We start from the raw sequence: 21,475 nt of genomic DNA, 5'->3' as shown, positions 1-21,475 counted from the left end.
CCTAGCCGATGGGCGTTACGAAGTCCTACTCCGGCGTCCGGTCAGAACATCCGCCAAGGTGGCTGGCGCCTCAGGCAGAGAACGCGTCGGCGCGGGCGCGATTACCCTGCTTGTAAAAGTAGAGCTGGACCGTCGAGCCGATGCAGTTGAAGCGCTGACGGTAAGCACCGTAGAGATAGTTGAGATCGACGATAAAATTGACGATGTCGTCGTAACTTTGCAGTCCGTAGTTCGGATCCATGATGTAGCAGGTGCCGCCATGTCGTCCCATGCCGATCGCATGACCGGGGACGACCGTGTAGCCGGCGAAGTTTCCGGCGGGCAATACGTTTTCGCCAACGAGACGGACTTCGTGAGAACTGTGGCGGTGGATGCCGACCCCGACGCCCAGATCCTGCACAGGCCGAATGAAAGGGTCCATGCCCTGTGTTGTCGTGCTGATGCCCTGTTTGCCCTTGTAGTTCATCAGGTAAGCGCCCTGGAAACGGAGCATGTTGTTGAAGTAGGATTCGAAATTGGCGGTATCGCGGGCGTCCTCCGCGCCGCTGGCGAAGGCCATAATCCAAGCCGCCGCCAGTCCCGCGCAGATGCCCTGCTGAAAATTTCCGGCAATGGCAGTGTCTATTCCGCTGCCCTGCCCCGGATCGGTGTTCACGTAATTGCCGGGGGCAATTGCAGTGGCATTGATGAAACCGTTCGGGCGACGATAGACGACGACCATGATCCTGTTCCTTCCGACTGAAAAGTAATGTTGTTAATCCCCGATATTGGCCCCGAAAGAATTGTCGGTGCAGTTTCGTTCAGAACAGATTGCGGAATTTCGGCGAAAGTTTGAGCGCCGGTTGCAGTCGACTGAGGACGCACAAAGCGCGTGATCGGGGACCGGGTTGACGAGAGCGATTGGGATGCGCACCCCCGGTCTTTACCCCGGCAGTCCATGGCGCTATGGCAGGGTGCAATTACAGAAAGCAGACCCATGCGGCTCTCCCGCCCCGCACTTCTGACAGCGGCCTTCTACACCACCATGTTCGCGGCCCTCGGCGCCTACCTGCCATTTTGGCCGGTCTGGCTTGAGGACTGGGGGCTGAGCACGGCGGAGGTCGGCCTGTTCTTGTCGCTGTCAATGCTGACGCGTACCGCCGCCGGGTTCGCGCTGCCGATGATCGCGGACCGGCTGGACAGGCGGCGGGCAACGATGGCGGCGCTGTGCATCTGCGCCGCGATGCTGTTTGTGGCGCATTTGTGGGCCGATACCAGAACCGCGCTGCTGATCCTTACCCTCGCATCCGGCGCCATATTCTCGGGCCTGATGCCACTCGGCGAAGCATTGGGTGCCGGGGCCTCCCGCCGTTTCGGCTTCGCTTATGCGCGCGTCCGCTCCGCCGGATCAATCTCGTTTCTCGCCGCGTCCATGGCGCTGGGAGTGCTGATCGCAGCTTTCGGAGCCAATGCCGCGCTGTGGACAATCGTGATCTTCCTGATCGCCAGTGCCGCGCTCGGCCTCGTTCATCCCGGCGGCGGCACATTGAAGGGCCAGAGTCCGCCGGCACTGTCGGATATTTTCCGGCTGATGACGGATCGGACGTTTCTGCTGTTCACCGCCGCAGCAGCCCTCGCCCAATCCTCGCACGCAGTCTACTACGCCTACGGTTCTGTCCACTGGCGGGCGCTGGGCATGTCGGAGCCGCGCATCGGCGCGCTCTGGTCATTCTCGGTGGTCGTGGAGATCGTGCTGATGCTGGGCCCCGGCGCGTGGCTAATGGCCCGTCTCGGCCCGGTCGGCGCGCTGGCCGGAGGTGCGGTTGCCGGGATCGTGCGCTGGAGCCTGATGGTTTTCGACCCTACTGGCGCGATGGTCTGGGTGCTGCAATCGCTGCATGCGTTCAGCTTCGCCCTCGGCCATCTCGGCGCCATGGCCTTCATCGCCGCGGCGGTGCCGGAGCGATTCGGAGGCACCGCGCAGGGTGCCTATACCGGGCTCGCCGGCGGGTTGCTGACTGCGGCGGCAATGGGGGCCTCGGCGGCGCTCTATCCGATCTTCGGCGGCGGTACGTATCTCCTGGCCGCCGCGATGTCGGCGACCGGTCTGTTGCTGTTCATCGGCCTCGCCCGCCGGTGGCAGGGGCAGGAACTCAGTTTCTGAACGCAGCCTCCACCGTGTCGAAGGCTGGTTTCAGGGCGTCGTCGCTGCCCATGTTCGCCAGCAGGACAAGCGCCCGCTCTTTTCCCGGCCAGAACGACGCGCGGGCATACCAGAGGGTGTTGGAGCCGTCGTGGGAAAGAACCTGCCCGGCCACGCCCCAACCCATCGCGTAACTTCCGGCCGGAGGCGTGTGCAGCCAGTCCCACCAGCGGACGGGAAGGTAATCCTCCGGCTGTTGCAGGTGCTGCGTCAGATACCTCAGCAAATCCGATGCCGTCATGTGCACCGTCCCCGCCGGCCCGAAAGCGGGCGGATTATCGGCATAGGCAGACGGCGGAGCCGCGGCCACGCGCCCGAACCAGCCCGGCGAATGGCCCCATGGCTGATCCACCGCCGCCGCCTTGCCGGGCGCACCGAACCCGGCACTTTCCAGCCGCAGCGGTGTGAACACCTCCCGAGTGACGAGAGCCTCCCAAGTTTCGCCAGTCGTGGCCTCCAGCATCGCGCCGGCAACCACGTAGCCGAAATTCGAATAGGCAAAGTCGACATCGGCGGGCGGTTTCGCAAGCACCGTCGCCGCGAGGTCCAGCCGGTCCGCAGCCAGATCCCGTTCAGTCACCTTGCCGTAGAGGCCGAAGCCCTTGAGCGGCCCGATGTCATCTGCGATCCCGGCGCGGTGGGTGAGCAACTCCTCGTAGGTGATGTCCGCAAATTCCGGATGCACCTTGATGTGCTGGCCCAACACCCTGCCGATACTGTCCTTCACCGATAGTTCACCGCGCGCCGCCAGCCGCGCCACGATCATCGCAGTCATCGACTTGGTAATGGAGCCGATGTGCCAGAGATCATCCGCCGTCGCCTCTGCATCCTTGCCTTTTGCCCGCAGGCCGGCTGCCGCCAAGCCCGTATTCTCACCATCGAGATAGGCAACAGCAACGCCGGGCGCACCGCTTTCTTCCAGCAGCAGAGCCACCAGCTTCTCCGCCCTCTCATCGGCCGCGACACGCTGGGCAAGGAAGCCGCAACAGGCAAGCACTCCGATGCCGAGGAGCAATGCCTTGCCCATGGAACCCTGCAGCCGGTGTTCACCAAGTGAAAACGATAGCATCGTCAGGGCCCTTCGCCCGAGGATGCGCCAGACGATGCCGGAACGTTGATCCATGCCACTGACTATTCCCGGCGCCCGACGGGTTTGGCAATGCGGAAGATCGGCCTTCACACCTGCCAGGTGCAAAAGGAAAGGGCCCCGTTTCGGGGGCCCCAAATCAGTCACTGAGGCAGAACGCGGACATCGCTGTGCGTTGTGCCTGCCCCATTCGCCGCCAGTTCAGACGCAGACGAGAACTTCGGCGGACGTCAGCGTCATCCGTGCACGCTGCATCTGGCCGTTGTCACTCTCCAGTTCCGGGAAGAGCGCCAGCACCTCATCGCGCGTGGTTTCGGACGCGGTGCCCATGCCCAGCGCCGCCGGGTGGAAACTCTCGGACCATGCGCCGTCGGCGCGGATGACCTCATGCGTATCGAACATGACGTGAAAATATTCGACTTCGGTCAGATCGTCGGCAACCCGCACGGTGCTGTCATTGATCAGCGATTTCGCGCTGACCAGCACTTCGGATTCGCCGAACAGTGCCTCGGCACGCCATCCGCTCAGCAACATCCGGTGCGCCGGGGAAACCAACGTCTCGTCGTGGTCGCCGAGAGCGCCGGGCAGCAGCCGTACAGGGCGCAGGTCCGGGAACTGTGCGAGCGTTTCGGCGGTCACTTTCGAGGAGCCGATCCATCGAATGGGTTGGACGCCACGATCGCGCGTGATCACCAGATCGCCCTCCTGAAGCGACTCGACAGTCCGTTCTCCCTCAGGCGTCGCGATCATGGCTCCGCGTGTGAAGCAGACGTTCGTGACTGTGCCGAAATCGCCACCGTTCACGTTTATCGTGGTGACCAGTGTGCCGTAGGAATCGTAGACATTGGCATCGAACTGGCCGCCATTGACGGTGCTTATGTAGGATTCCGTGACTGTCCAGCCTTCGGGAACGACGAAATTGAAGTCATCCGTGACAGTGTCGCCAGCATAGTCAGGGCCCCAACCGCCTGCGGAATAGTTCGGATTTCCACTGCCGGCGAGCGTTTCGAGAATCGTGATCGTAACGACCGACGCCTCGTAATCGCTGTAGGCATTCATATAGCCCTGGGAGCCGTCTCCGCTGAGCGTGAATTCAAAAGTAGCAGGCATTATCAACCTTCGCAGTTAGGACCGCGACCGGCAGACAGCCGGCACGGTCGGGAATTGGCAGAACTCGCTAATGGGAGAGGTTGTCTGAACCTGTCCAATGTTCATCGGGAACACAAACCGCTTAAAACGAGCGCACTCAAACATTCTGAAAACGCTTTAGCAATGGCAGAAAGGAGGCAGGAATAAGAATGTTGGAATATTGGAAGATGTTCCGGAAATTTGCAGGCTTCATGGCTGCGCACAATGAGGAGAGGTTCGGGAGACGGCTATCGTCCTGCTCTCCCTCGGAAGTCAGGCCGCCAGAGAACCGCTGACCTGTGCAAAGAGGATGAACGCGCGACCGGTGCGGGTGTCCATCAGGCCGAGCAGTTCAGCGTCGGACGCCTCTTTGGCGAAGTCGCCGAGGAACATGTCGAACCGGCGCTGGAACACCAGAGCCGTGTCGCGAAAGACGGCATCGCTGCGCATGCGCTTCTGCACGGTCGCCGCCGCCGCCTCGTCACGGATGCCCTGTATCGGCAGGAGCGCCGCCCGCGAGCGGCCGCCTTTCGCGAAGGCACGCCAGTCCTCCGCGCCCGCAGGCTCCATGAGCAGATCGTCCATGTAGAGAAGCTGCTGACTGAGATAATTGAGACAGTCCTCGGCGGCCTGAAGGAGTTCCGCGAGGTCGCGCCGCGCCAGCGCCCGCCGCATCAGCGCGAAGCCGACATCGTCGCCCGCGTTCTCCGGGAAGTTCAGCGCCCGCACCACCTGTGCGCGGCTGAGTTCGACATCACCGGGCGGCTCAAGGATCGGCAGTTCCGGCTGATCCGGCTGACTGGGGGGCGTCGGCTCCGCGCGTGGCTCCGCCACGGCTGGTGGCGGTGTAGTTGGCGGGGACGCCCGTTGCGCCTCCAACACTTCCAGGCGTGTCGTCAATCCGTTCAGACGGGCCAGCAGCGCCCCGGTATCGGGTGCCGGCTTGGCCGCCGGTGCCGCCGCCGGCCGGTTGGCGACGGAAGCCATCCGCGCCTCCAGATCGACGAGCCGCGCCTCTATGCCGGATTGCGTCGCGAGCAGCCGAAGGCCTGCAAAGCCCAGAGCCAGCACACCAAGCACGACGACGGCCACAGCGGGCAGCACGAGGCCGAACGCCGCCAGCACCACCGCCAGCGCCGCCCAGATCAGCCCGATCGCCGCTTCCTGCCGCATATCGGGCCCTCCGCTTCAGATGTACTTGATCGAAAGAATCTCGTAATCCTTGGTGCCGCCCGGTGTCTTCACCTCGGCGACGTCGCCTTCTTCCTTGCCAATCAGGGCGCGGGCGATGGGCGACTTGATGTTCAGCAAACCGTGTTCGATATCCGCCTCGGCCTCTCCGACAAGCTGATAGGTCTTCTCCGCATCCGTATCGCAATCGACAATCGTCACGGTCGCACCGAACTTGACCGGCCCCGACATGCGGCTGATATCGATCACGTCGGCCAGCCCGATGATGCCTTCAAGTTCCTTGATCCGGCCCTCGATATGGCTCTGCTGCTCGCGCGCTGCGTGGTATTCGGCGTTTTCCGAAAGGTCGCCATGCTCCCGCGCTTCCGCAATCGCCCGGATCACGGCCGGACGGTCCTTCGACTTCAGCTTCTTCAGTTCCGCGTCCAGTTTCTGAAAACCGGGTTTCGTCAGCGGTATCTTATCCAAGGTTATGCACTCCCCAAGTAGCGCAGAGGGTTTCACCGACGATAAGCATGCCCCAAGTGGAGTTCAAGCGGGTTCCCGGAGGCAACGGGCGACCTCAGGCTATCGGCCGGCACCTGCTCTTGCATTGCCCAGCCGGGTAAAGCACTTCCTTGCGTGACAACCGGGTCGGTTTCGGAGCTGCTACATGAAGATAACGAAGACGACAATCGAAGGCTGCCTTCGGGTGGAGAACACGATTCTGGAGGATGACCGGGGGTTCTTTGTGGAAACCTACCGGCAATCGGAGTTGTCGGCGGCGCTTGGACGGCCCTACCGTTTTGCGCAGGGCAATCACTCCCGTTCTCAGCCGGGGGTGTTGCGCGGGTTTCACACCGAGCCTTGGGACAAGCTTTTTTACGTCGCCAGCGGCACCGCCCTCTGCGTCGTCGCCGATACGCGGCCGGAGAGCCCGACTTTCGGGCGGCATGAGCGGTTTCTGCTGGGCGACGAAGGGACGCGGGACAGGGTTTTCATCGCCGAGGGGCTGAGCAACGGCTTCTACACCTTCTCCGAAGTGCATTACATCAACGATGTTTCGGGAGAATTCACGCCGGAGGGGCGCGGCGGGGTGATCTGGAACGACCCGACGCTGGCCATCGACTGGCCCGTGGCAGACCCCCTGCTATCCGAGAAGGACGCAGGATTGCCCACGCTGGCGCAACTGCATCCGGACCATTCGTTGGTCACGGCGCTGTAGCCGGCGGAAGTGCCGCACGGACGGCGGCCAGTTCCTTTCGAAGGGCAGGCAGGGCAGGCAGGGTCGGCCATTGCCGCGACAGCGCGGCGATACCAGCATCCGCTACATCCGTATCTTTCCAGAACAGGGCATGGCGGACACGGTGGACAGCGGCATGGCGACGGTTGCCGGGACCGGACTCGAACGCCGCCACGCCCGTTTCGAACAGATCCGGCAGGTTATGGCTGAGCTGGACAAGCTGCTGGCGGGCAGTGGCCGGGTCATCGGCGAACGCCTGCTGCCAGCGTTGCGGATCCGGCGAAGGGCCTGCGAAGGCCCGCAGGGTCAGGTGGCAGTGCGCGGCCGTTTGGCGCTGTGCTGCCGTCAGCGGCAGTGGCAAGGGAGCCCCACCGAGCGCAACGCCCGTGCTGGCGGTTTCCGGCCGCGGTTGGAAACCGGCTGTGGCGAAAGCCTCCTCCGGCGTTTCGCAGTGCCCGGCCCGATGCTGCGCGAAACAGCGGAAGATGGCTGCCAGTATGCCCGCCCGCGCCCTCAGGTCCGTAATGGTGCCGGGACGGTTGACGCGCGCCAGCCACGGCCCGAGTTCCGCGAGGCTCTGGTCGCGCGTCATGCCCGCGCTGCTGCGCGGAGCGCTGGCGAGCTTCAGAAAGCTCGTCTCGGACGAGGACGCGACCGTTACTTGCGGCTGGCTGAGGAATTTCGCCCACATGAAGCAATCGGATGGCAGATGGGCGGGCGCAGCTTGCCAGCCCAGTGGCAACGACAAGTACGCATCCCGGCGATAGGCGACGTTGTTGAGCCCGCCGGTGATGAACGTTTGATCGGCAAAAGCGGCGCGGGCCGTTCGAGTGCCCAGATTGGCAACGGACCAGGCAATGGAACCACCGGTACTGATGCCCAGTGCGCTCTGATATCCCCAGTCGGCAACGTCGAGCAGGGCATCCATCCGGGCAAGATGGCTCTCGTGCCAGATATCATCGTCGGAGAGGTGGAATATACGCGGCTCAGTGGCATCGCGGATCACCTCGTCACGATAGGCTTCACCGTAGCGTTCGCCCTTCGGGTAGTGACGCGCCTCGATGCGCGGGTCCTGCGCCGCCAACGCCTCGACGATCTCTCGGGTGCGCGGCGGGGAGCCATCACAGATGACCACCATGCGCCAATCCGTTTCCGTCTGGGCACGGACGCTGGCGATGGAGAGGAAGAGGGCCTCGCAATGGTCGTGAGTGGGGCAAAGGATCAGGGCCTTGGCCATCTTTCAGGCGATGCCGTAGGCCGTGAAGGGTGTGTAGGCGACCAGATCACCGGCGGTGATGCTGGCGGCATCGTCCGGCAGTTCCACAAGTCCTCGCGCCCAGGACAGGCCCGAGATACGCCCCGAGCCCTCGGAGGCGAAGACTTCCACACCCTGCGGCCCGAGGCGGGCGCGGAGAAACTCGCGTCGGCCTGCCTTCTTCCGCTTGGTGAAGGCGGCGGGCAACAGTGTCGGTGCCGGTTGCTGCCAGCCGGCACCGGCCATCTGCATGAGGGCAGGCCGCAGGAAGACGAGCGCGGTTACAAAGGCGGCCACTGGGTTGCCCGGCAGGCCGAAGGCCGGGGTGCCCCGCCAGAGGCCGAGTGCCAGCGGGCGGCCCGGCTTTACGGCGATGCGCCAGTGCGTGAGGCTGCCCGCCTCCCGCAACGCCGCGGAAATATGATCCTCGTCGCCGGCGGAGGCACCGCCGGTTGTGACGATCGCGTCAGCCTCAGCCCCGGCATCCAGCCGGGCGAGGATTTCGCTGCGGTTGTCCGGCGCACGCCCGAGATCCACCACTTCGGCACCCCAGCTTTCCAGCAGCGCGGCCAGCATCGGGCGGTTGGCGTCGTAGATCTGATGCGGCGCGGCAGGTTCGCCGGCGGGTACGAGTTCGTCGCCTGTGGAAAGCACGGCTACGCGCAGCGGCCGGTGAACAGACACGACGCCGATGCCGGTGGCTGCCAGCAGCGCCAGATCTTGCGGACGCAGGCGGTGACCGGCAGGCAGCAGGCTGGCACCGGCAGCGACATCCTCGCCCGCAGGCCGGGTGTTGGCGCCCGGTCTCCAGCCCGCGGGAATCTGGACATGGCCTTCCTCCAGCGTGACGTCCTCCTGCAGGACTACAGTATCCAGTCCTTCGGGCAGGCTGGCACCAGTGAGGATGCGCAACGCCGAACCGGGTGCGAGCGCGGCACCATAGGGCGCCCCGGCAGCGGCGCGACCTTCCACGAGCGGCAGGGAGAGGGCACCGTCGGCGACGGCACCGGAATGAAAACCATAACCATCGACGGCAGCATTGGCCGTGGGCGGGTTGGCGCGGGTGGCCACCGCAGGCGCAGCAAGAATGCGGCCGGTAGCCTGCGCCACCGGCACCTGCACCGCCTCCGCCACCACGGGCAGGGTTTCGCGAAGTTTCGCCAGTGCATCGTCCACCGGTGTCCAGTTGACGCCGGGCGGCAGGGCGAAACAGTCATCTTTCAGTTTGTCAGCCATCGCGGGCCATCCTGAGAAGCTGGGCCAGAAGGTCAAGCTCCCGATCGCGCGTCAGCCGGCCTTCCGCGCGCCAGGCGATCGACAATGCGCATTTCGTGGCCGCCCATTGCAGCAGCCGTTGGCGCGGCACGCCGCAGGTGGTGGCGAAGATGTCGGCACGGGCGCGGATGGTGGCGGGGTGGCGCATGAGAGCTTCCGCCCCGACGGGATTGCGGAAAGCGTTGGCGTATTCGAAGGCCGGATCGCCGAGCAGTCCCTTCGCATCGAAGGCGATGTCGCCGCGGGCCGTGCGATGGATGTTGTCGTGGTGGAGGTCGCCATGCAACGGACGCTGCGTGGTCTGGCTTTCCAGCAACTTCAACGCCAGAGTCGCCGCCTCGCGCATGAGCGAGCGGGTCAGCGGCCGTGCTTCCGCCGTGAATCGGAGTTCGAACAACGCCCGGTACCAGCGGCGGAGGCTTGAGAGCTGGACGGGACGTGAGAGCCGGACCCCGTGCAGGCGGTGCGCGGTGGCCGCCAGCGCAATGGTGGCGGCTTCGTCGTCACCGCTGCGCACGAGATCGCCGAGGGGCGGGCCTTCAAGCCATTCCATCAGCACGGAATTTTCACCCCTGGCAAGGACCTGCACCATCCCCTGGCCTGCCACGGCCTCCGCCAGCGCAATGCCACCGCCCTCGTTCCCCATCTCGGGACGATGCCACCGTTTCAACGCTGCAGGCGTACCGTCGGCCTGTTCCACCCGCCAGATTTCGGCGACCGCAGTTTGCGCCACAAGCCGCGGATTGGCGGTGCCGAAGGTTGCCGCCAGATCGCAGGCGTTCATCTGAACCGGTTTATCCTTCACAGGCTGCGGCCAAGGATGGTGGCGAAGGCGTCTATGTCCGCCTCGCTGTTGTAGACGTTGGCGGCGAGGCGGAGCGTTGCCGCGCCCTCCGGCGGCAGTGCTGCGGCCGGCTCGTCCCACGCCGGGTCGGGGCGTTTGATGATGATGCCCTCTGCCGCCAGCGCCTCGAAGGACCGCTCAGCCTGAGCCTCCGGCAGGGTGAAGGCGAGCGCGCCGGTCTGGCCTGCCTGCGCGAAAAGTCCCAGGTTTTGCAGCGCGTTGACGGCATGATCGCGCAGCCCAGCAATGCTTTGTCTGCGGGTTTCGATACCTTCTTCGAGCGCCGTCTCGATGGCAGTAGCAAGGCCGAGGCGGAGGGCGACATTGTAGTCGGTTGGCGTAAGTTGCCGGGCGGTGGCGCCGCCACCGAGGCGCTCTCCTGCCCAGAACAGGGCCGTACCACGCGGGCCGCACAGCCATTTGCGGGTGGTTCCGACCATCGCATCGCAGCCGAGAGCCTGCACATCCACCGGGATCTGGCCGAGCGCCTGCGCGGCGTCGAGGATCGTCAACATACCGTCAGGGCGCGGTTGGGACATGATCTCCGCGACCGGAAGAAGACGCCCGGTGACAGAGGTGACGAGCGGCAGGAAGAGCGCGGCGGTGTTTTCGCGATAGTGCGCGGGCCATGCGGAGAAGTCCTCCGGCAGGATCTCCAGTCTGCCGCCGGTGGCATCGGCATAGTGGCGCAGCGCACGCAGGTTGTCGCCCCACTCCCACGGCGCGGCCAGCACGTGGCTGCCGGCCAGCGGCAGACGCTGGAGGAGTGCAAGCCACGCGGCGTTGGTGGTGGTGTTGAAACCGATTTGTGCCGCATTGGCGTTGAGCAGGCGGGCAGCAAGCCCGGCAACAGACGCCAGTTTTTCTTCAACGGTTTCAAGCGCTTCCAACACGCCGACCTCAGCCTCCTGAGCCGTGTAGGCGGCGATGGCACGGCGCGTGGCCGCCGCCGGCAAACCGTGGCTGGCAGAGTTGAGGTAGATCACTGTGCGTCATCCCGGATGAAGGCGGCAATGGCGGCGATATCGTCGAGCGGGAAGACCGGTTGCCGCAGGTCATGGCCCGGAGCCGCCCCGGCGACGGCGCGGATGCTGGGGTTGGTCAGGGCGATGGGTTGTCGGCCCCTGTCCTCCCGGTAGACCTCGATCTTGGGGTGGGGCGCGTTCTTGTACCCCTCGATCAGGACGAGGTCGACCGGCGACAATTTTCCAATGAGTTCAGGCAGTTCCCACTCCGCCTCGTCCCGGATTTCGTGCATCAGGGCAAAGCGCTTGCGGCTGGCGAGGATGACCTCTGCCGCCCCGGCCTCCCGGTGCCGATGACTGTCGCGCCCCGGCTGATCGACGTCAAAGGCGTGATGCGCATGCTTGATCGTGGAAACGGTGAGACCGGCGGCGGTGAAGTGCTGTACGAGGGCGGAGACCAGCGTCGTCTTGCCCTGATCCTTCCACCCGGTGATGCCGTAGAGTTTCATGCGCCCTGCCCTTTTTGCCGGGAGTGTGGCGGCGCAGCGAAGGCTGCGCAAGGGGCTTCGGCGGCGTATGGGTTTGGTATGGTTTCGGTATGGGTTTGGTATGGGCGAGCATCGACCTTTCGGCATGTCTGGGTGACGCGGCGGTCATGCGGCAAAAAGAGGGGAAAAGGGAAATGATCCTGCGAGCAGCAGGGCCTGAAATCCGTCACCTTCGCGGGACTGCCGATCAAAGCTTCTTCGACAACACGGCCTTGGCGATCTCGGTCGCCTGATCGGAGGGGGTTGCGGAACCTGCCGGGCGAGCATCGGCCATCAGGTTTCCGTCTCGAAGGCGAGCCGTCGGACCAGTGCCCTCACTACGCCCGATGATTGTACCGGCGGCGCTTTACGCCTTGTCCCGGGCCTTTTGCCGCTCAGTTCCTGCGGGTATCGAGCAGGCGGCGGGCGATGACCTGGGCCTGGATCTCGGCGGCGCCCTCGAAGATGTTGAGGATGCGGGCGTCGCAGAGGACGCGGGAGATGGGATATTCGAGCGCGAAGCCGTTGCCGCCGTGGATTTGCAGCGCGTTGTCGGCGGCGGCCCATGCCACACGGGCGCCGAGAAGCTTGGCCATGCCGGCCTCCAGATCGCAGCGGCGGTCCTCGTCCTTTTCGCGGGCGGCGTGATAGGTGATCTGGCGGGCGACCATGATCTCCACCGCCATCAGCGCAAGTTTGCCGTGGACGCGGGGGAAGGACAGGATGGGCTTGCCGAATGCCTCCCGGTCGCGGGCATAGGCAAGGCCGAGTTCCAGCGCGTTCTGGGCGACGCCGATTGCACGTGCCGCTGTCTGGATGCGGGCGCTCTCGAAAGTCTGCATCAACTGGCGGAAGCCCTGCCCTTCCTGCCCACCGAGTAATGCCTCTTGCGGAACGGGGTGGTCGTCGAGCGCGACGGTGTATTCCTTCATGCCGCGATAGCCCAGAACCTCGATCTCGCCGCCAGAGATGGTGGCGTCCGGGAAGGGGTTTTCGGGGGTACCGCGCGTCTTCTCGGCGAGGAACATCGACAGGCCGGTGTGGTCGGTCGTGCCGGGAACAGTGCGGGCCAGCACCGTCATCACATCCGTGCGCGCGGCGTGGGTGATCCATGTCTTGTTGCCCTTGAGGGTGTAACCGGTCTCCGTCTTCACCCCCCGGGTCTTCAACGCACCGAGATCGGAGCCGGTGTTGGGCTCGGTGAACACCGCGGTTGGGAGGGTTTCGCCCGAGGCGAGTTTCGGCAGCCAGTGCTGTTTCTGTTCCTCCGTGCCGCCGCAGAGGATCAGCTCGGCGGCGATCTCCGTGCGGGTGCCGAGGCTGCCGACGCCGATGTAGCCACGGGAGAGTTCTTCCGACACGACGCACATGGCCGTCTTGGAAAGACCGAATCCGCCGTATGCCTCCGGGATGGTCAGGCCGAAGGTGCCGAGTTCGGCCATTTCCTCGATGATTTCCATCGGGATCAGCTCATCCTTCAGGTGCCATTCGTGGGCATGGGGCATGACGCGGTCTTCGGCGAAGCGGCGGAACTGTTCGCGGACCATGTCCATCTCGTCGTCGAGGCCAGTGGCGCCAAAGACGGAAACACCGCCCTGTTCCGCGATCAGCGTCACGAGGGCGTGGCGGGCGGCAGGAGAGTTGCCGGTGGCGGTCAGGATGGCGATTTCCGCGGTGTCGAGTTCGTCGGCCTCCAGCCCGAGATCGGCCGGGCGGATGACCTCGTTCTGGCTCATCGGAATGCCGCCCCGGAGTTGGGCGAGATATTCACCGAAGGCGATCTGGAGGAGGAGTTGCTCCATCGTTCCGAATTTGCCGTCGGCGTGGAGCCCATCGGCCCAGCGGTGCATCTGGCGGAGGCCTTCGACATAGGTCGCGATCCATGCGAGGCCGTGAAGCGCGTGCTGGTGCTCCTCCAATGCGGCGGCGGTCGGTTTTGCGCCAAGGCGGTTGCTCATGGCACTGCGGGCGTGGGCGAGCCAGCCCTCTGCGGCGGGCAGGGCGGCGGCGGTGAGGCTGCGCAGGTCCGGCAGGACGGGCGTCTCGAAGGAGTGGCTGGCCTCGGTCATCGCGCATCCTTTCCATGGTGCATTGCGAAAGCGTATATTGCGGTTGCGAGGCTTTCTAGGGACTCTGACAGGTCGCGTCAATGCTGGCGCAATAAAAAAACTTCAAAAACTTGTTTTGCGCATTTTTATTGCGTTAACTTTTTTGGGCCGCCGGTGCCTGCTGTCTTTTGAGGCAGTCGGTGGAGGATGGTGGCGCAAGCGATTGCATGGCAAAAGCGTTTGGGGAAACGGGAGGACGGAATGGCCGAATTCGATATCGATAGGTTTGCGGTTATTGCCGATATCCACGGCAACGCCGATGCGCTGCGGGCGGTGCTGACCGATATCGCGGCGCAGGAACTGCGCAGCGTCATCAACCTCGGCGATCACCTCAGCGGGCCCTTGGCGGCGTCGGAGGTGGCGCAGATCCTGATGGCGCGGGACTTCGTTGCCGTTCGCGGCAACCATGACCGCTGGCTGTTAGAGCAGACGCCGGCGGAGATGGGTGCCTCCGACCGTCTGGCCTATGAGCAATTGGCGCCGGATGCGCTGGACTGGCTGCGGGCCTTGCCGCCGGTGGCATGGGTAGGGGAAGACATATTCCTGTGCCACGCAATGCCGGAAGACGACAACAGCTATTGGCTGGAGCGGGTCACGGCAGCGGGTGAGATCGTGCTGCGCGACAGATCAGAGATTGCAGCGGCCGCCGAAGGGATCGAAGCGTCGCTGATTCTGTGTGCGCATACGCATGTGCCACGGCGGGTCGACCTGCCGGACGGGCGCGTAATCCTCAACCCCGGCAGCGTTGGCTGTCCGGGGTTCGACGATGATCTTCCAGTGCCGCACGTGGTGCAGGCGGGGACGGCGGCAGCGTGCTATGCGGTGGTCGAGCGGCGCGAAGCGGGATGGATGAGCAGTTTCCGGCACGTGCCCTATGATCCCATGCGCATGGCAGCGCTGGCACGGGAGGCCGGACGTAATGAATGGGCTGCGGCGGTCGCGTCGGGCTGGATCGGCGGTGCCTGACATGCGGATCATAAGTCTCAACGCCTGGGGTGGAACCTTGCACACGGCACTGCTGCCATGGCTCGCCGAGATGCAGCCGGATGTGCTGTGCTTGCAGGAAGTGATCCATTCGCCGGAAGCGGAGAAGGATGTTCTGGAATACCGCGATGGCACGCATGTACTGCAGCAGCGGACCAACCTGTTTGCCGAGGTTCGTGCCGCACTGCCACGACACGTGGCAACATTCTGTCCGGCGGCGCAGGGTGTGCTGTGGGATGGTGCCTTCGCAGTGCCGTCTCAATGGGGTTTGGCGACATTTGTGGACCCGAACATGCCTTTGATCGGCCAGGCACAGTGGTTTGTTCACAAGGATTTCGGGCCCAAAGGATACGGCGACCATCCGCGCTCCCGCTCCGCCCATGCGGTGCGGCTATGGGATTTCGCCGCCGATCGGGCGGTGGTGGTGGCGCATATGCACGGGTTGCGGGACTTGCGCGGCAAGATGGACACACCAGAGCGGCGGGTGCAGGCGCAGCGCTTTCTGGCACTGGCCCGTAGCGTGGCGGCGCCCGATGATCAAATGGTGCTGTGCGGCGATTTCAATGTCACGCCGGGCAGCGAGACACTGACGCTGCTGCGCGATGCCGGCTTCACGGAACTGGTGACAGCGCGGGGGGAAGCGGGAACCCGGACATCGCATTACGGCAAGACGGAACGCTTTGCCGATTACATGTGCGTCGGACCGGGAGTGAAGGTGCGCGGGTTCGAAGTGCTGCGGACGCCTGAAGTCTCCGACCATTGCCCGCTCATTCTGCAGATCTGACATCTGCGGCGTTGACAGAATCAATAAATGTTCCTGTAATGTTCTCACTCAGGGAGGGTATGACGGGATGATCAAGGGAAGCTGTTGCTGCGGGGCGGTTCGATTTGAACTGTCGGCCGAACCGACGTTGATGGGCACGTGCCATTGCAGTCGTTGCCGCAAGGTGGGGGCCAGTGCCCTTGTCTTCGTACGGCGGGAAGATCTGAAATGGATCGCCGGGCAGGAAGAGGTACGCGTGTTCACACCGGAAGCGCCCTACAAATACAAACGGTGCTTCTGCGGGCGTTGCGGCAGCGCGCTGGGGGAGATTCTGTCGGATGAGGACAGCTTTCCGCTCTCTGCCAATGCGCTGGATGGTGAGTTCGCGGTGCGCAACAGCTTTCACGAATTCATCGCCGAGAAGCCTTCGTGGTACGAGATATGCGACGATGCCAAGCAGTTCGAGGGGCATCCGGTAACAACCTGACAATGTGCGGCAAGGGAGGTGGATACATGGATTGGAAACCGCAGGGATATACCAGCGCGAGCCCGTATCTGATGGTAACGGACGCGGAGCGGACGCTGCGGTTTGTCGAGGACGTGTTCGGCGGACGGCGGCTGAGGGTGTTTCCGCGTGAGGGTGGCGGCATCATGCACGCCGAGGCGATGCTGGATGACACCGTGATCATGATGGGCGAGGCGCCCGACGGGCCGGAGAGCAATGTGCACGTCTACGTGCCGGATGCCGAAGCGGTCTTTGCCCGGGCGGAGGCGGCCGGGGGCACGGTGGTGCAGCCGCTGCAGCGCAAGGGTGACGGCGATTATCGCGGAGGCATCTCGGATGGTACCGGCTGTGTCTGGTGGATCTCTACCCAGGAAGATGCCTGACTTGCCATTCTTCGCGACCGGTGCCAGAGGGGCGGTATGGAAAGCCTGCTGGCCGAGTTCGGCACGACATCACTGATACTGGCCTTCGCGGTCGTGGTCCTTGCCGGGTTCGTGAAGGGCGCGGTGGGCTTTGCCCTGCCGATGATCATGATCAGCGGCGTCGGGTCGCTGATGGATGCGGAGGCGGCGATTGCCGCGATCGTGCTGCCGGCGCTGGTGACAAACACCATGCAGGCGACCCGGCAGGGACTGGGAGCGGCGACGGCGACGCTGCGCACCTACTGGCGCCTGAACCTTGTCATGCTGTTGATGATCGCGCTGTGCGCGCAACTGGTGGCGGTGCTACCGGGCTGGCTGCTGTTCCTGATCCTCGGCGGCATGGTGACGGTGTTCGGTACGATACAGCTCTCGGGTTGGCGTCCGGTCATTCCGGATGCGCGGGCACATCGCATGGAATGGATCGCGGGAACAGTGGCCGGGTTCTTCGGCGGCTTGTCGGGCGTCTGGGGACCGCCGGTGCTGATGTACCTGCTGGCGCGGGGCGTTCCAAAGGTCGACCTTGTCCGCGCCCAGGGAATTTCCTTCCTGACCGGCTCCATCGTACTCGTGATCGCGCACCTGCGGTCCGGCCTGCTGGATGGCGTAACGCTGCCGTTCTCGGCGGCGATGGTGGTGCCGGCAGTGGCCGGAATGCTGCTTGGCCGCGTGGCGCAGGACCGGCTGGACCAGGAGCGTTTTCGCCGGCTGACGCTGTTCGTGCTGGTGCTGGCCGGGCTGAACCTGCTGCGGCGCGGTTTCCTCGCCATGTAGGCAGCCTGCCCGAATTGTGGGCAAATCACGGCAAAATCGTGGCCAAAATCGAAAATAAAGATAGGAATTCCGCGATGTCTCGTTAATGTCGCGGCGGGGGTACTGGTGAGTGGAGGTGATGGTATGGGTGACCATAGCGTCGAGTTTGTTACGGGTGGGTTCAACACCCTTCTGGCCAACGGTTTCATCGGCCGGACGTATTTGGTGACCGAAGAGGATTACGATACTCTCGACACCGCGCTGATTTCCGACACGGACGATATTCTCGCGGATGATGAAGACATCAACCAGTTGGTGACGGTCAACTCCGGCGACCTGTATTACGAAGAGGCCGGTGTAGAGCTGGAACACGCGGTGACCGTCGAATGGACGGACGGCGAGGGCGCGACGCAGCAGACTGTTCTCGGCTGGCTGGTTCCGGAAGACTTTCCCGAACACGGTATGGTGCTGTTGCTGGAAGGGCCATTGCCGCCAGCGGGCACTCTGGTGGAGATCGTGGCCGAGGATTTCTCGCCCAGCATTGCCTATGGCGATATCGAAACGATGAGCGACCTTCTGTGCTTTGCCGAAGGCACGCTGATCTGCACCATGCGGGGCGAAGTGGCGATCGAGGCGCTGATGGTTGGCGACCTGGTGGAGACCAGAGACAACGGATTCCAGCCGCTGCGCTGGATCGGCAGCACGCGCCGGCCCGCGGTGGGTGCCTTCGCGCCGGTGCTGATACGCAAGGGAACGCTGGGCAATGACCGCGACCTGCGGGTTTCACCCAACCACCGGATGCTGGTGACGGGCTGGCGGGCGGAGGTGTTGTTCGGCGCGCCGGAAGTGCTGGTGACGGCGGCGTCGCTGGTGAATGACAGCACCATCCTGCGCGACACTGGCGGTGAGGTAACCTATCATCACCTGCTGTTCGACCGCCACGAAATCATCTTCGGCAACGGTGCTCCGTCCGAGAGTTTCAGGCCCGGCGAAACGGCGCTTGCAGGTATGGACGCGGCCGTGCGCGACGAGGTTCTGGCGCTGTTCCCGGAACTTGCCGACGGTGCGGCGGCGGAGCTTGCGCGCCCGGTACTCCCGCGGGCCGAGGAACGGCTGGCCGCAGGGTTCCTGTCGGGGATGTGAAACGGGGGTCCCGCCTGAGGCGGGATGCGGGAACGGCCCGATGCGGCCATGGTACGGCAATAGGTCAGGCGATGGTCGCGGCACCTTCGCGGCGGGGGTCAGCAGCCGCTTCGAAGCCACCCCGGGCGGTGCGCATGGCGAGGTGGGTGCCGCCGAAGAACATGTGGGGTTCGGTGAAAATGCGCGCCTCCGGATAGGCGCGTCGCAGTTCCTCCGCCCAGCGGGGGGAATCCTCGAAGGCGATGTTGCCCCTTTCCATGTGCAGGCGCGGCGCGAGAATAGCCTCCTCGGGCGGCATGCCGTTCGTCAAGTGCAGTGCCACCTGGGTAAGTGCCGTGCGGATGCGGGCCGACCCGCCTGAGCCCATCACAGCTTCCCCGGTGGCGCCACGCAGCAGCATCGGGCACATCATGGTGGCAAGGCGTGTGTCCGGCGTCCATGCAAGGGGGCCTTCGGGAACAAGATCCTCCTCCCCCAGCATGTTGTTGGGCATGATGCCGGTACCGGGCAGCATCCGGCCGCAGCCCTCGCCGTTGGACAGGGTCAGCGCGGCAGTCAACCCGCCCGCATCCATGATCGAGATGTGGGTGGTACCGCGGGTGGCAGCGGCATGATCCTTCAGCAGCGCCCTCAGCGGTTCGATGTCGATCGGTCCCTCCGTGCGCAGGCGGTCGATCTGGTCGAAGGCCTTTGCCAGCGTAAGCGGGCCGAAACTGTCCGGCAGAGCCTCCAGCGCGGCGGCAATGGAAAGGCCGCCCATCGCCGGAGCCGGGTTGAGCCAGATGTCATGGCCGCGGCGGGCGGTGTGGAGCGGCATTCGGCGGACGGGGGCGGCGTGGCGCAGATCGTCCGCCATCAGATGGCCGCCGGGAAGCGCCAGCAGGGCGGCTGCAATTTCGCCCTCGGCAAAAAAACGCGGACCTTCGAGGGCGAGGGTTTCCAGCACGTCAGCCAAGAGCGGATTGGCGAGCGTGTCGCCGGGTCGCACAAGGCCATCACCAGCGCTGAAATGTGCCTTGGCCTCGGGCGTACTGGTGACGATGGGGGCGACCAGTTCCAGAACATGTGCCTGAAACGGCGAGACAACATGGCCTTTGCGGGCCAGCGCACAGGCTTCGGAAGCCAGTTCGCGCAGGGGCATCCGGCCGAGGCGCGCGTGCAGGTCGAGCAGTGCCGGCACGAGGCAGGGTGTGGCAACCGTTCCCGCGCCGATGTGGAAGACCTGGGTCTCCGCGCCAAAATCGACCGTGATCGTGTCAAGATCGAGATCGGCCTCGCGAGCGGCACGGCGGGGTGTCTGGACGAAGGCGTCAAGGATGGCCGGAGGCTTGCCCGGCTCCCGGATCATGGCGACCCCGCCGCCAAGCGGACCCGCGAGAACCGGCTCCACCACAAAGGCCGTGAAAGCCGCCGCGACGAGGCCATCAACGGCCGTGCCACCCTCGCGCAGGACGGCTGCGGCGCTTTCGGTTGTGAGGGCGTGGCCTGAGGCGATGGCGAAGGGCATGGGGTTTTCCGCGTTTGCTGGCGGCAACAAGTGGCCGGATGCGGCGTGATGGTCAAGCCCTGCCGCGGGTTGCCTCTGCCCACGAAACCGGGAAGATGGCGGCAAGACGGGTGGGAGGACGGCATGAACGCGGCAGTGACACCGGTATTTGCCTTCGATTTCAATGCGGAGGGGCTGGCACGGCCATCAGAGGGCGATGGCCCGCCTGAGGGCGGGTTCCGCTGGCTGCACCTCGATCGTCATGATGCGGCACTGGTGGACTGGCTGGCGAACAAGGTTCCGCCGGTGGTCGCCCATGCGCTTGTGCAGGCGGAAACACGACCACGCTGCGATATTCATGAAGGCGGCCTGATGCTGAACCTGCGCGGGGTGAACCTCAACCCTGGCGAGGATGAGGAGGACATGGTCTCGCTGCGGGTCTGGGCGAGAGCCGATCTGCTGTTGACGGTGCGCTTGCGGCGGCTGAAAGCCGTTGCGGCAGTGCGTGAGGCGGTGGAGGCCGAGCAACCATTTGTTGGGCCGGGCGCGGTGCTGGCTGCCGTAACGGCGGGGCTGACTGACCGGATCGAGGCTGTTTCCCTGGCCTTGGAAGACGAGGCTGACGCCCTTGAGGAAACGATGTTCGACGCGCCGGACGGCCTTGGCGCCCGACTGGCGCCGCTGCGGCAGAAGGCAATCAAGCTCGGGCGCTATCTGCGGCCGCAACGGGAGGCGTTGGCCAGACTGTGCGTCGCGGAGGTCGATTTCCTTAGCGGGCCGGACAGGGTGCATCTGCGTGAAACGGCCAATATGCTGACCCGAAGCGTCGAGGAACTGGAAGCCACGCGCGACAGGCTGGCGGCTGTGCAGGATCATCTCGACGTGCAGACGGGGCAGAAACTTGGCCGCAACGGATATTTGCTGAGCGTGGTGGCGGCGGTGTTCCTGCCGCTGGGCTTCCTGACTGGGTTGTTCGGTGTCAATGTGGGTGGCATGCCGGGCGTGGGTTCGGCAAATGCGTTCGCCGTGCTGACGGCAGCGATGGCGGTCTTGGGCGTGGTGCTGGTGGCAGTGCTGCGCTGGATGAAATGGATGTAGGACAGAAGGCCACGGGGGGCAGGATGAGATTGATGACAGGTTTGGCGGTGCTGATGGCGGCACCTGCAGGGGCAGAGGTGCCGGATTGCATGGTCGGCCGGTGGCAGGCAGAAACGGGGCACCTGACGGCGTTCTATCAGGCCCTCACCCCGGCACCGGTGACAAGGGTGGATGGTGACATCGTCATGGAAATCGCGGCCGATGGCAGTGGCCGGGGCACGATCAGCAATTTCGAGATCGAACAGCCCGTGGGTGGCCAGCGGATGATCAATGCCGCCGAAGGAAGTTTCGCCTTCGAGATGGAGGCCGAAGATGCACGTTTTTCCACCGAGATCACCGATTTCACGGTGACAATAGCGGCGACGATGCACGGCGGTGCCGCCCCGCAGCGGATGGCAGAGGTGACGCAGGGAATCGAAGACCTGGCTGAAAGGCAGATGGCCGGGACGTTCACCTGCAGTGCGGATGCGCTGGCGCTGGTGGATGATGAACCCCGGCGCAGGCTGCTGCCGGCGTGGCGGCGGTAGGGGCGGCATACGC

22 protein-coding genes are annotated in these 21,475 nt (G+C 64.6%); 10 read left to right on the top strand and 12 right to left on the bottom strand.

The window, feature by feature from the left end:
• Positions 1 to 70: 70 nt before the first annotated feature.
• A complete protein-coding gene (locus GO499_RS18425; RefSeq protein ID WP_161863562.1) occupies positions 71 to 721 on the bottom strand; it encodes a hypothetical protein in 651 nt (216 codons plus the stop codon).
• A gap of 255 nt (positions 722 to 976) precedes the next feature.
• Between GO499_RS18425 and GO499_RS18420 the strand changes: the two genes are divergently transcribed.
• Positions 977 to 2,143 (top strand): MFS transporter, encoded by a 1,167-nt coding sequence (locus tag GO499_RS18420; RefSeq protein ID WP_161863561.1) that lies wholly within the window; start codon positions 977 to 979, stop codon positions 2,141 to 2,143.
• Here GO499_RS18420 and GO499_RS18415 read toward each other — a convergent pair.
• From GO499_RS18415 to greA, 4 genes are all read right to left on the bottom strand, one after another.
• Positions 2,133 to 3,305: a serine hydrolase domain-containing protein gene (locus tag GO499_RS18415; protein ID WP_161863560.1), complete on the bottom strand. Its 1,173-nt coding sequence runs from the start codon at positions 3,303 to 3,305 to the stop codon at positions 2,133 to 2,135. The two genes, GO499_RS18420 and GO499_RS18415, sit on opposite strands and share 11 nt — an antisense overlap.
• 165 nt (positions 3,306 to 3,470) lie before the next feature.
• Positions 3,471 to 4,379 (bottom strand): Hint domain-containing protein, encoded by a 909-nt coding sequence (locus GO499_RS18410; RefSeq protein WP_161863559.1) that lies wholly within the window; start codon positions 4,377 to 4,379, stop codon positions 3,471 to 3,473.
• A 291-nt stretch (positions 4,380 to 4,670) separates the two neighbouring features.
• On the bottom strand, positions 4,671 to 5,570 hold the full coding sequence (locus GO499_RS18405) for a hypothetical protein (RefSeq protein WP_161863558.1): 900 nt from the start codon (positions 5,568 to 5,570) through the stop codon (positions 4,671 to 4,673).
• A 15-nt stretch (positions 5,571 to 5,585) separates the two neighbouring features.
• Entirely contained in the window at positions 5,586 to 6,056 is a 471-nt protein-coding gene (gene greA / locus GO499_RS18400) for a transcription elongation factor GreA (protein ID WP_161863557.1), read from the bottom strand.
• 184 nt (positions 6,057 to 6,240) lie between these two features.
• On the opposite strand from greA, the gene GO499_RS18395 reads away from it, so the two are divergent.
• The gene (locus GO499_RS18395; RefSeq protein WP_161863556.1) at positions 6,241 to 6,792 is read left to right on the top strand and encodes a dTDP-4-dehydrorhamnose 3,5-epimerase family protein; all 552 of its coding nucleotides are present in this window, start codon (positions 6,241 to 6,243) and stop codon (positions 6,790 to 6,792) included.
• On the opposite strand, the gene GO499_RS18390 is transcribed toward GO499_RS18395, so the two are convergent.
• The 6 genes from GO499_RS18390 to GO499_RS18365 form a co-directional block, all read right to left on the bottom strand.
• Entirely contained in the window at positions 6,779 to 8,047 is a 1,269-nt protein-coding gene (locus GO499_RS18390) for a glycosyltransferase family 2 protein (protein WP_161863555.1), read from the bottom strand. The genes GO499_RS18395 and GO499_RS18390 overlap by 14 nt on opposite strands.
• A 3-nt stretch (positions 8,048 to 8,050) precedes the next feature.
• Positions 8,051 to 9,301 carry a molybdopterin-binding protein gene (locus GO499_RS18385; protein WP_161863554.1) on the bottom strand — a complete coding sequence of 417 codons (1,251 nt, stop codon included), beginning with the start codon at positions 9,299 to 9,301 and terminating at the stop codon, positions 8,051 to 8,053.
• A complete protein-coding gene (locus GO499_RS18380; protein ID WP_161863553.1) occupies positions 9,294 to 10,124 on the bottom strand; it encodes an aminoglycoside phosphotransferase family protein in 831 nt (276 codons plus the stop codon). Before GO499_RS18380 ends, GO499_RS18385 begins: the two co-directional genes overlap by 8 nt.
• Before the next feature lie 17 nt (positions 10,125 to 10,141).
• Positions 10,142 to 11,170, bottom strand: coding sequence for an aminotransferase class V-fold PLP-dependent enzyme (locus GO499_RS18375; RefSeq protein ID WP_161863552.1), 1,029 nt, complete (start codon positions 11,168 to 11,170; stop codon positions 10,142 to 10,144).
• Positions 11,167 to 11,658 carry a molybdopterin-guanine dinucleotide biosynthesis protein B gene (gene mobB / locus GO499_RS18370; protein WP_161863551.1) on the bottom strand — a complete coding sequence of 164 codons (492 nt, stop codon included), beginning with the start codon at positions 11,656 to 11,658 and terminating at the stop codon, positions 11,167 to 11,169. The genes GO499_RS18375 and mobB overlap by 4 nt, the downstream gene beginning before the upstream one ends.
• 413 nt (positions 11,659 to 12,071) lie before the next feature.
• Entirely contained in the window at positions 12,072 to 13,745 is a 1,674-nt protein-coding gene (locus tag GO499_RS18365) for an acyl-CoA dehydrogenase family protein (RefSeq protein ID WP_161863550.1), read from the bottom strand.
• Between the two features lie 240 nt (positions 13,746 to 13,985).
• Between GO499_RS18365 and GO499_RS18360 the strand changes: the two genes are divergently transcribed.
• The 6 genes from GO499_RS18360 (at position 13,986) to GO499_RS18335 (ending at position 18,351) form a co-directional block, all read left to right on the top strand.
• On the top strand, positions 13,986 to 14,750 hold the full coding sequence (locus tag GO499_RS18360) for a metallophosphoesterase family protein (RefSeq protein WP_161863549.1): 765 nt from the start codon (positions 13,986 to 13,988) through the stop codon (positions 14,748 to 14,750).
• Position 14,751: 1 nt separating this feature from the next.
• Complete coding sequence (locus tag GO499_RS18355; protein ID WP_161863548.1) at positions 14,752 to 15,552, top strand: endonuclease/exonuclease/phosphatase family protein; 801 nt, start codon at positions 14,752 to 14,754, stop codon at positions 15,550 to 15,552.
• 67 nt (positions 15,553 to 15,619) lie between these two features.
• Positions 15,620 to 16,018: a GFA family protein gene (locus GO499_RS18350; protein ID WP_161863547.1), complete on the top strand. Its 399-nt coding sequence runs from the start codon at positions 15,620 to 15,622 to the stop codon at positions 16,016 to 16,018.
• A gap of 26 nt (positions 16,019 to 16,044) precedes the next feature.
• Complete coding sequence (locus GO499_RS18345; RefSeq protein WP_161863546.1) at positions 16,045 to 16,419, top strand: VOC family protein; 375 nt, start codon at positions 16,045 to 16,047, stop codon at positions 16,417 to 16,419.
• A gap of 36 nt (positions 16,420 to 16,455) precedes the next feature.
• Positions 16,456 to 17,229 (top strand): sulfite exporter TauE/SafE family protein, encoded by a 774-nt coding sequence (locus GO499_RS18340; protein ID WP_161863545.1) that lies wholly within the window; start codon positions 16,456 to 16,458, stop codon positions 17,227 to 17,229.
• 123 nt (positions 17,230 to 17,352) lie between these two features.
• Positions 17,353 to 18,351 carry a Hint domain-containing protein gene (locus GO499_RS18335; protein WP_161863544.1) on the top strand — a complete coding sequence of 333 codons (999 nt, stop codon included), beginning with the start codon at positions 17,353 to 17,355 and terminating at the stop codon, positions 18,349 to 18,351.
• Between the two features lie 64 nt (positions 18,352 to 18,415).
• Here the strand turns inward: GO499_RS18335 and GO499_RS18330 are convergent, their stop codons facing one another.
• A complete protein-coding gene (locus GO499_RS18330) occupies positions 18,416 to 19,858 on the bottom strand; it encodes a gamma-glutamyltransferase (protein WP_161863543.1) in 1,443 nt (480 codons plus the stop codon).
• Between the two features lie 123 nt (positions 19,859 to 19,981).
• Here GO499_RS18330 and GO499_RS18325 point away from each other — a divergent pair, with 123 nt between their 5' ends.
• Both GO499_RS18325 and GO499_RS18320 read left to right on the top strand, forming a co-directional pair.
• Positions 19,982 to 20,935 (top strand): zinc transporter ZntB, encoded by a 954-nt coding sequence (locus GO499_RS18325; RefSeq protein ID WP_161863542.1) that lies wholly within the window; start codon positions 19,982 to 19,984, stop codon positions 20,933 to 20,935.
• A gap of 32 nt (positions 20,936 to 20,967) precedes the next feature.
• Positions 20,968 to 21,462, top strand: a complete 495-nt coding sequence (locus GO499_RS18320) for a hypothetical protein (protein ID WP_161863541.1) — start codon at positions 20,968 to 20,970, stop codon at positions 21,460 to 21,462.
• Positions 21,463 to 21,475 lie beyond the last annotated feature (13 nt).

This window comes from Algicella marina (assembly GCF_009931615.1).
In the GTDB taxonomy this organism is placed as follows: Bacteria; Pseudomonadota; Alphaproteobacteria; order Rhodobacterales; family Rhodobacteraceae; genus Algicella; species Algicella marina.
Note: the sequence above shows the minus strand (reverse complement) of the source record. Positions and strands in the feature narration are given on the sequence as shown.

Excerpts from the sequence above, each read along its gene's own strand:
- GO499_RS18385 (WP_161863554.1), bottom strand. The coding sequence starts at position 9,301 with ATGGCTGACAAACTGAAAGATGACTGTTTCGCCCTGCCGCCCGGCGTC.
- GO499_RS18405 (WP_161863558.1), bottom strand. The coding sequence starts at position 5,570 with ATGCGGCAGGAAGCGGCGATCGGGCTGATCTGGGCGGCGCTGGCGGTG.
- GO499_RS18420 (WP_161863561.1), top strand. The coding sequence starts at position 977 with ATGCGGCTCTCCCGCCCCGCACTTCTGACAGCGGCCTTCTACACCACC.
- mobB (WP_161863551.1), bottom strand. The coding sequence starts at position 11,658 with ATGAAACTCTACGGCATCACCGGGTGGAAGGATCAGGGCAAGACGACG.
- GO499_RS18335 (WP_161863544.1), top strand. The coding sequence starts at position 17,353 with ATGGGTGACCATAGCGTCGAGTTTGTTACGGGTGGGTTCAACACCCTT.
- GO499_RS18390 (WP_161863555.1), bottom strand. The coding sequence starts at position 8,047 with ATGGCCAAGGCCCTGATCCTTTGCCCCACTCACGACCATTGCGAGGCC.
- GO499_RS18360 (WP_161863549.1), top strand. The coding sequence starts at position 13,986 with ATGGCCGAATTCGATATCGATAGGTTTGCGGTTATTGCCGATATCCAC.
- GO499_RS18425 (WP_161863562.1), bottom strand. The coding sequence starts at position 721 with ATGGTCGTCGTCTATCGTCGCCCGAACGGTTTCATCAATGCCACTGCA.
- GO499_RS18365 (WP_161863550.1), bottom strand. The coding sequence starts at position 13,745 with ATGACCGAGGCCAGCCACTCCTTCGAGACGCCCGTCCTGCCGGACCTG.
- GO499_RS18410 (WP_161863559.1), bottom strand. The coding sequence starts at position 4,379 with ATGCCTGCTACTTTTGAATTCACGCTCAGCGGAGACGGCTCCCAGGGC.
- GO499_RS18355 (WP_161863548.1), top strand. The coding sequence starts at position 14,752 with ATGCGGATCATAAGTCTCAACGCCTGGGGTGGAACCTTGCACACGGCA.
- GO499_RS18330 (WP_161863543.1), bottom strand. The coding sequence starts at position 19,858 with ATGCCCTTCGCCATCGCCTCAGGCCACGCCCTCACAACCGAAAGCGCC.
- GO499_RS18320 (WP_161863541.1), top strand. The coding sequence starts at position 20,968 with ATGACAGGTTTGGCGGTGCTGATGGCGGCACCTGCAGGGGCAGAGGTG.
- GO499_RS18325 (WP_161863542.1), top strand. The coding sequence starts at position 19,982 with ATGAACGCGGCAGTGACACCGGTATTTGCCTTCGATTTCAATGCGGAG.
- GO499_RS18380 (WP_161863553.1), bottom strand. The coding sequence starts at position 10,124 with ATGAACGCCTGCGATCTGGCGGCAACCTTCGGCACCGCCAATCCGCGG.
- GO499_RS18350 (WP_161863547.1), top strand. The coding sequence starts at position 15,620 with ATGATCAAGGGAAGCTGTTGCTGCGGGGCGGTTCGATTTGAACTGTCG.
- GO499_RS18340 (WP_161863545.1), top strand. The coding sequence starts at position 16,456 with ATGGAAAGCCTGCTGGCCGAGTTCGGCACGACATCACTGATACTGGCC.
- GO499_RS18345 (WP_161863546.1), top strand. The coding sequence starts at position 16,045 with ATGGATTGGAAACCGCAGGGATATACCAGCGCGAGCCCGTATCTGATG.
- GO499_RS18395 (WP_161863556.1), top strand. The coding sequence starts at position 6,241 with ATGAAGATAACGAAGACGACAATCGAAGGCTGCCTTCGGGTGGAGAAC.
- GO499_RS18415 (WP_161863560.1), bottom strand. The coding sequence starts at position 3,305 with ATGGATCAACGTTCCGGCATCGTCTGGCGCATCCTCGGGCGAAGGGCC.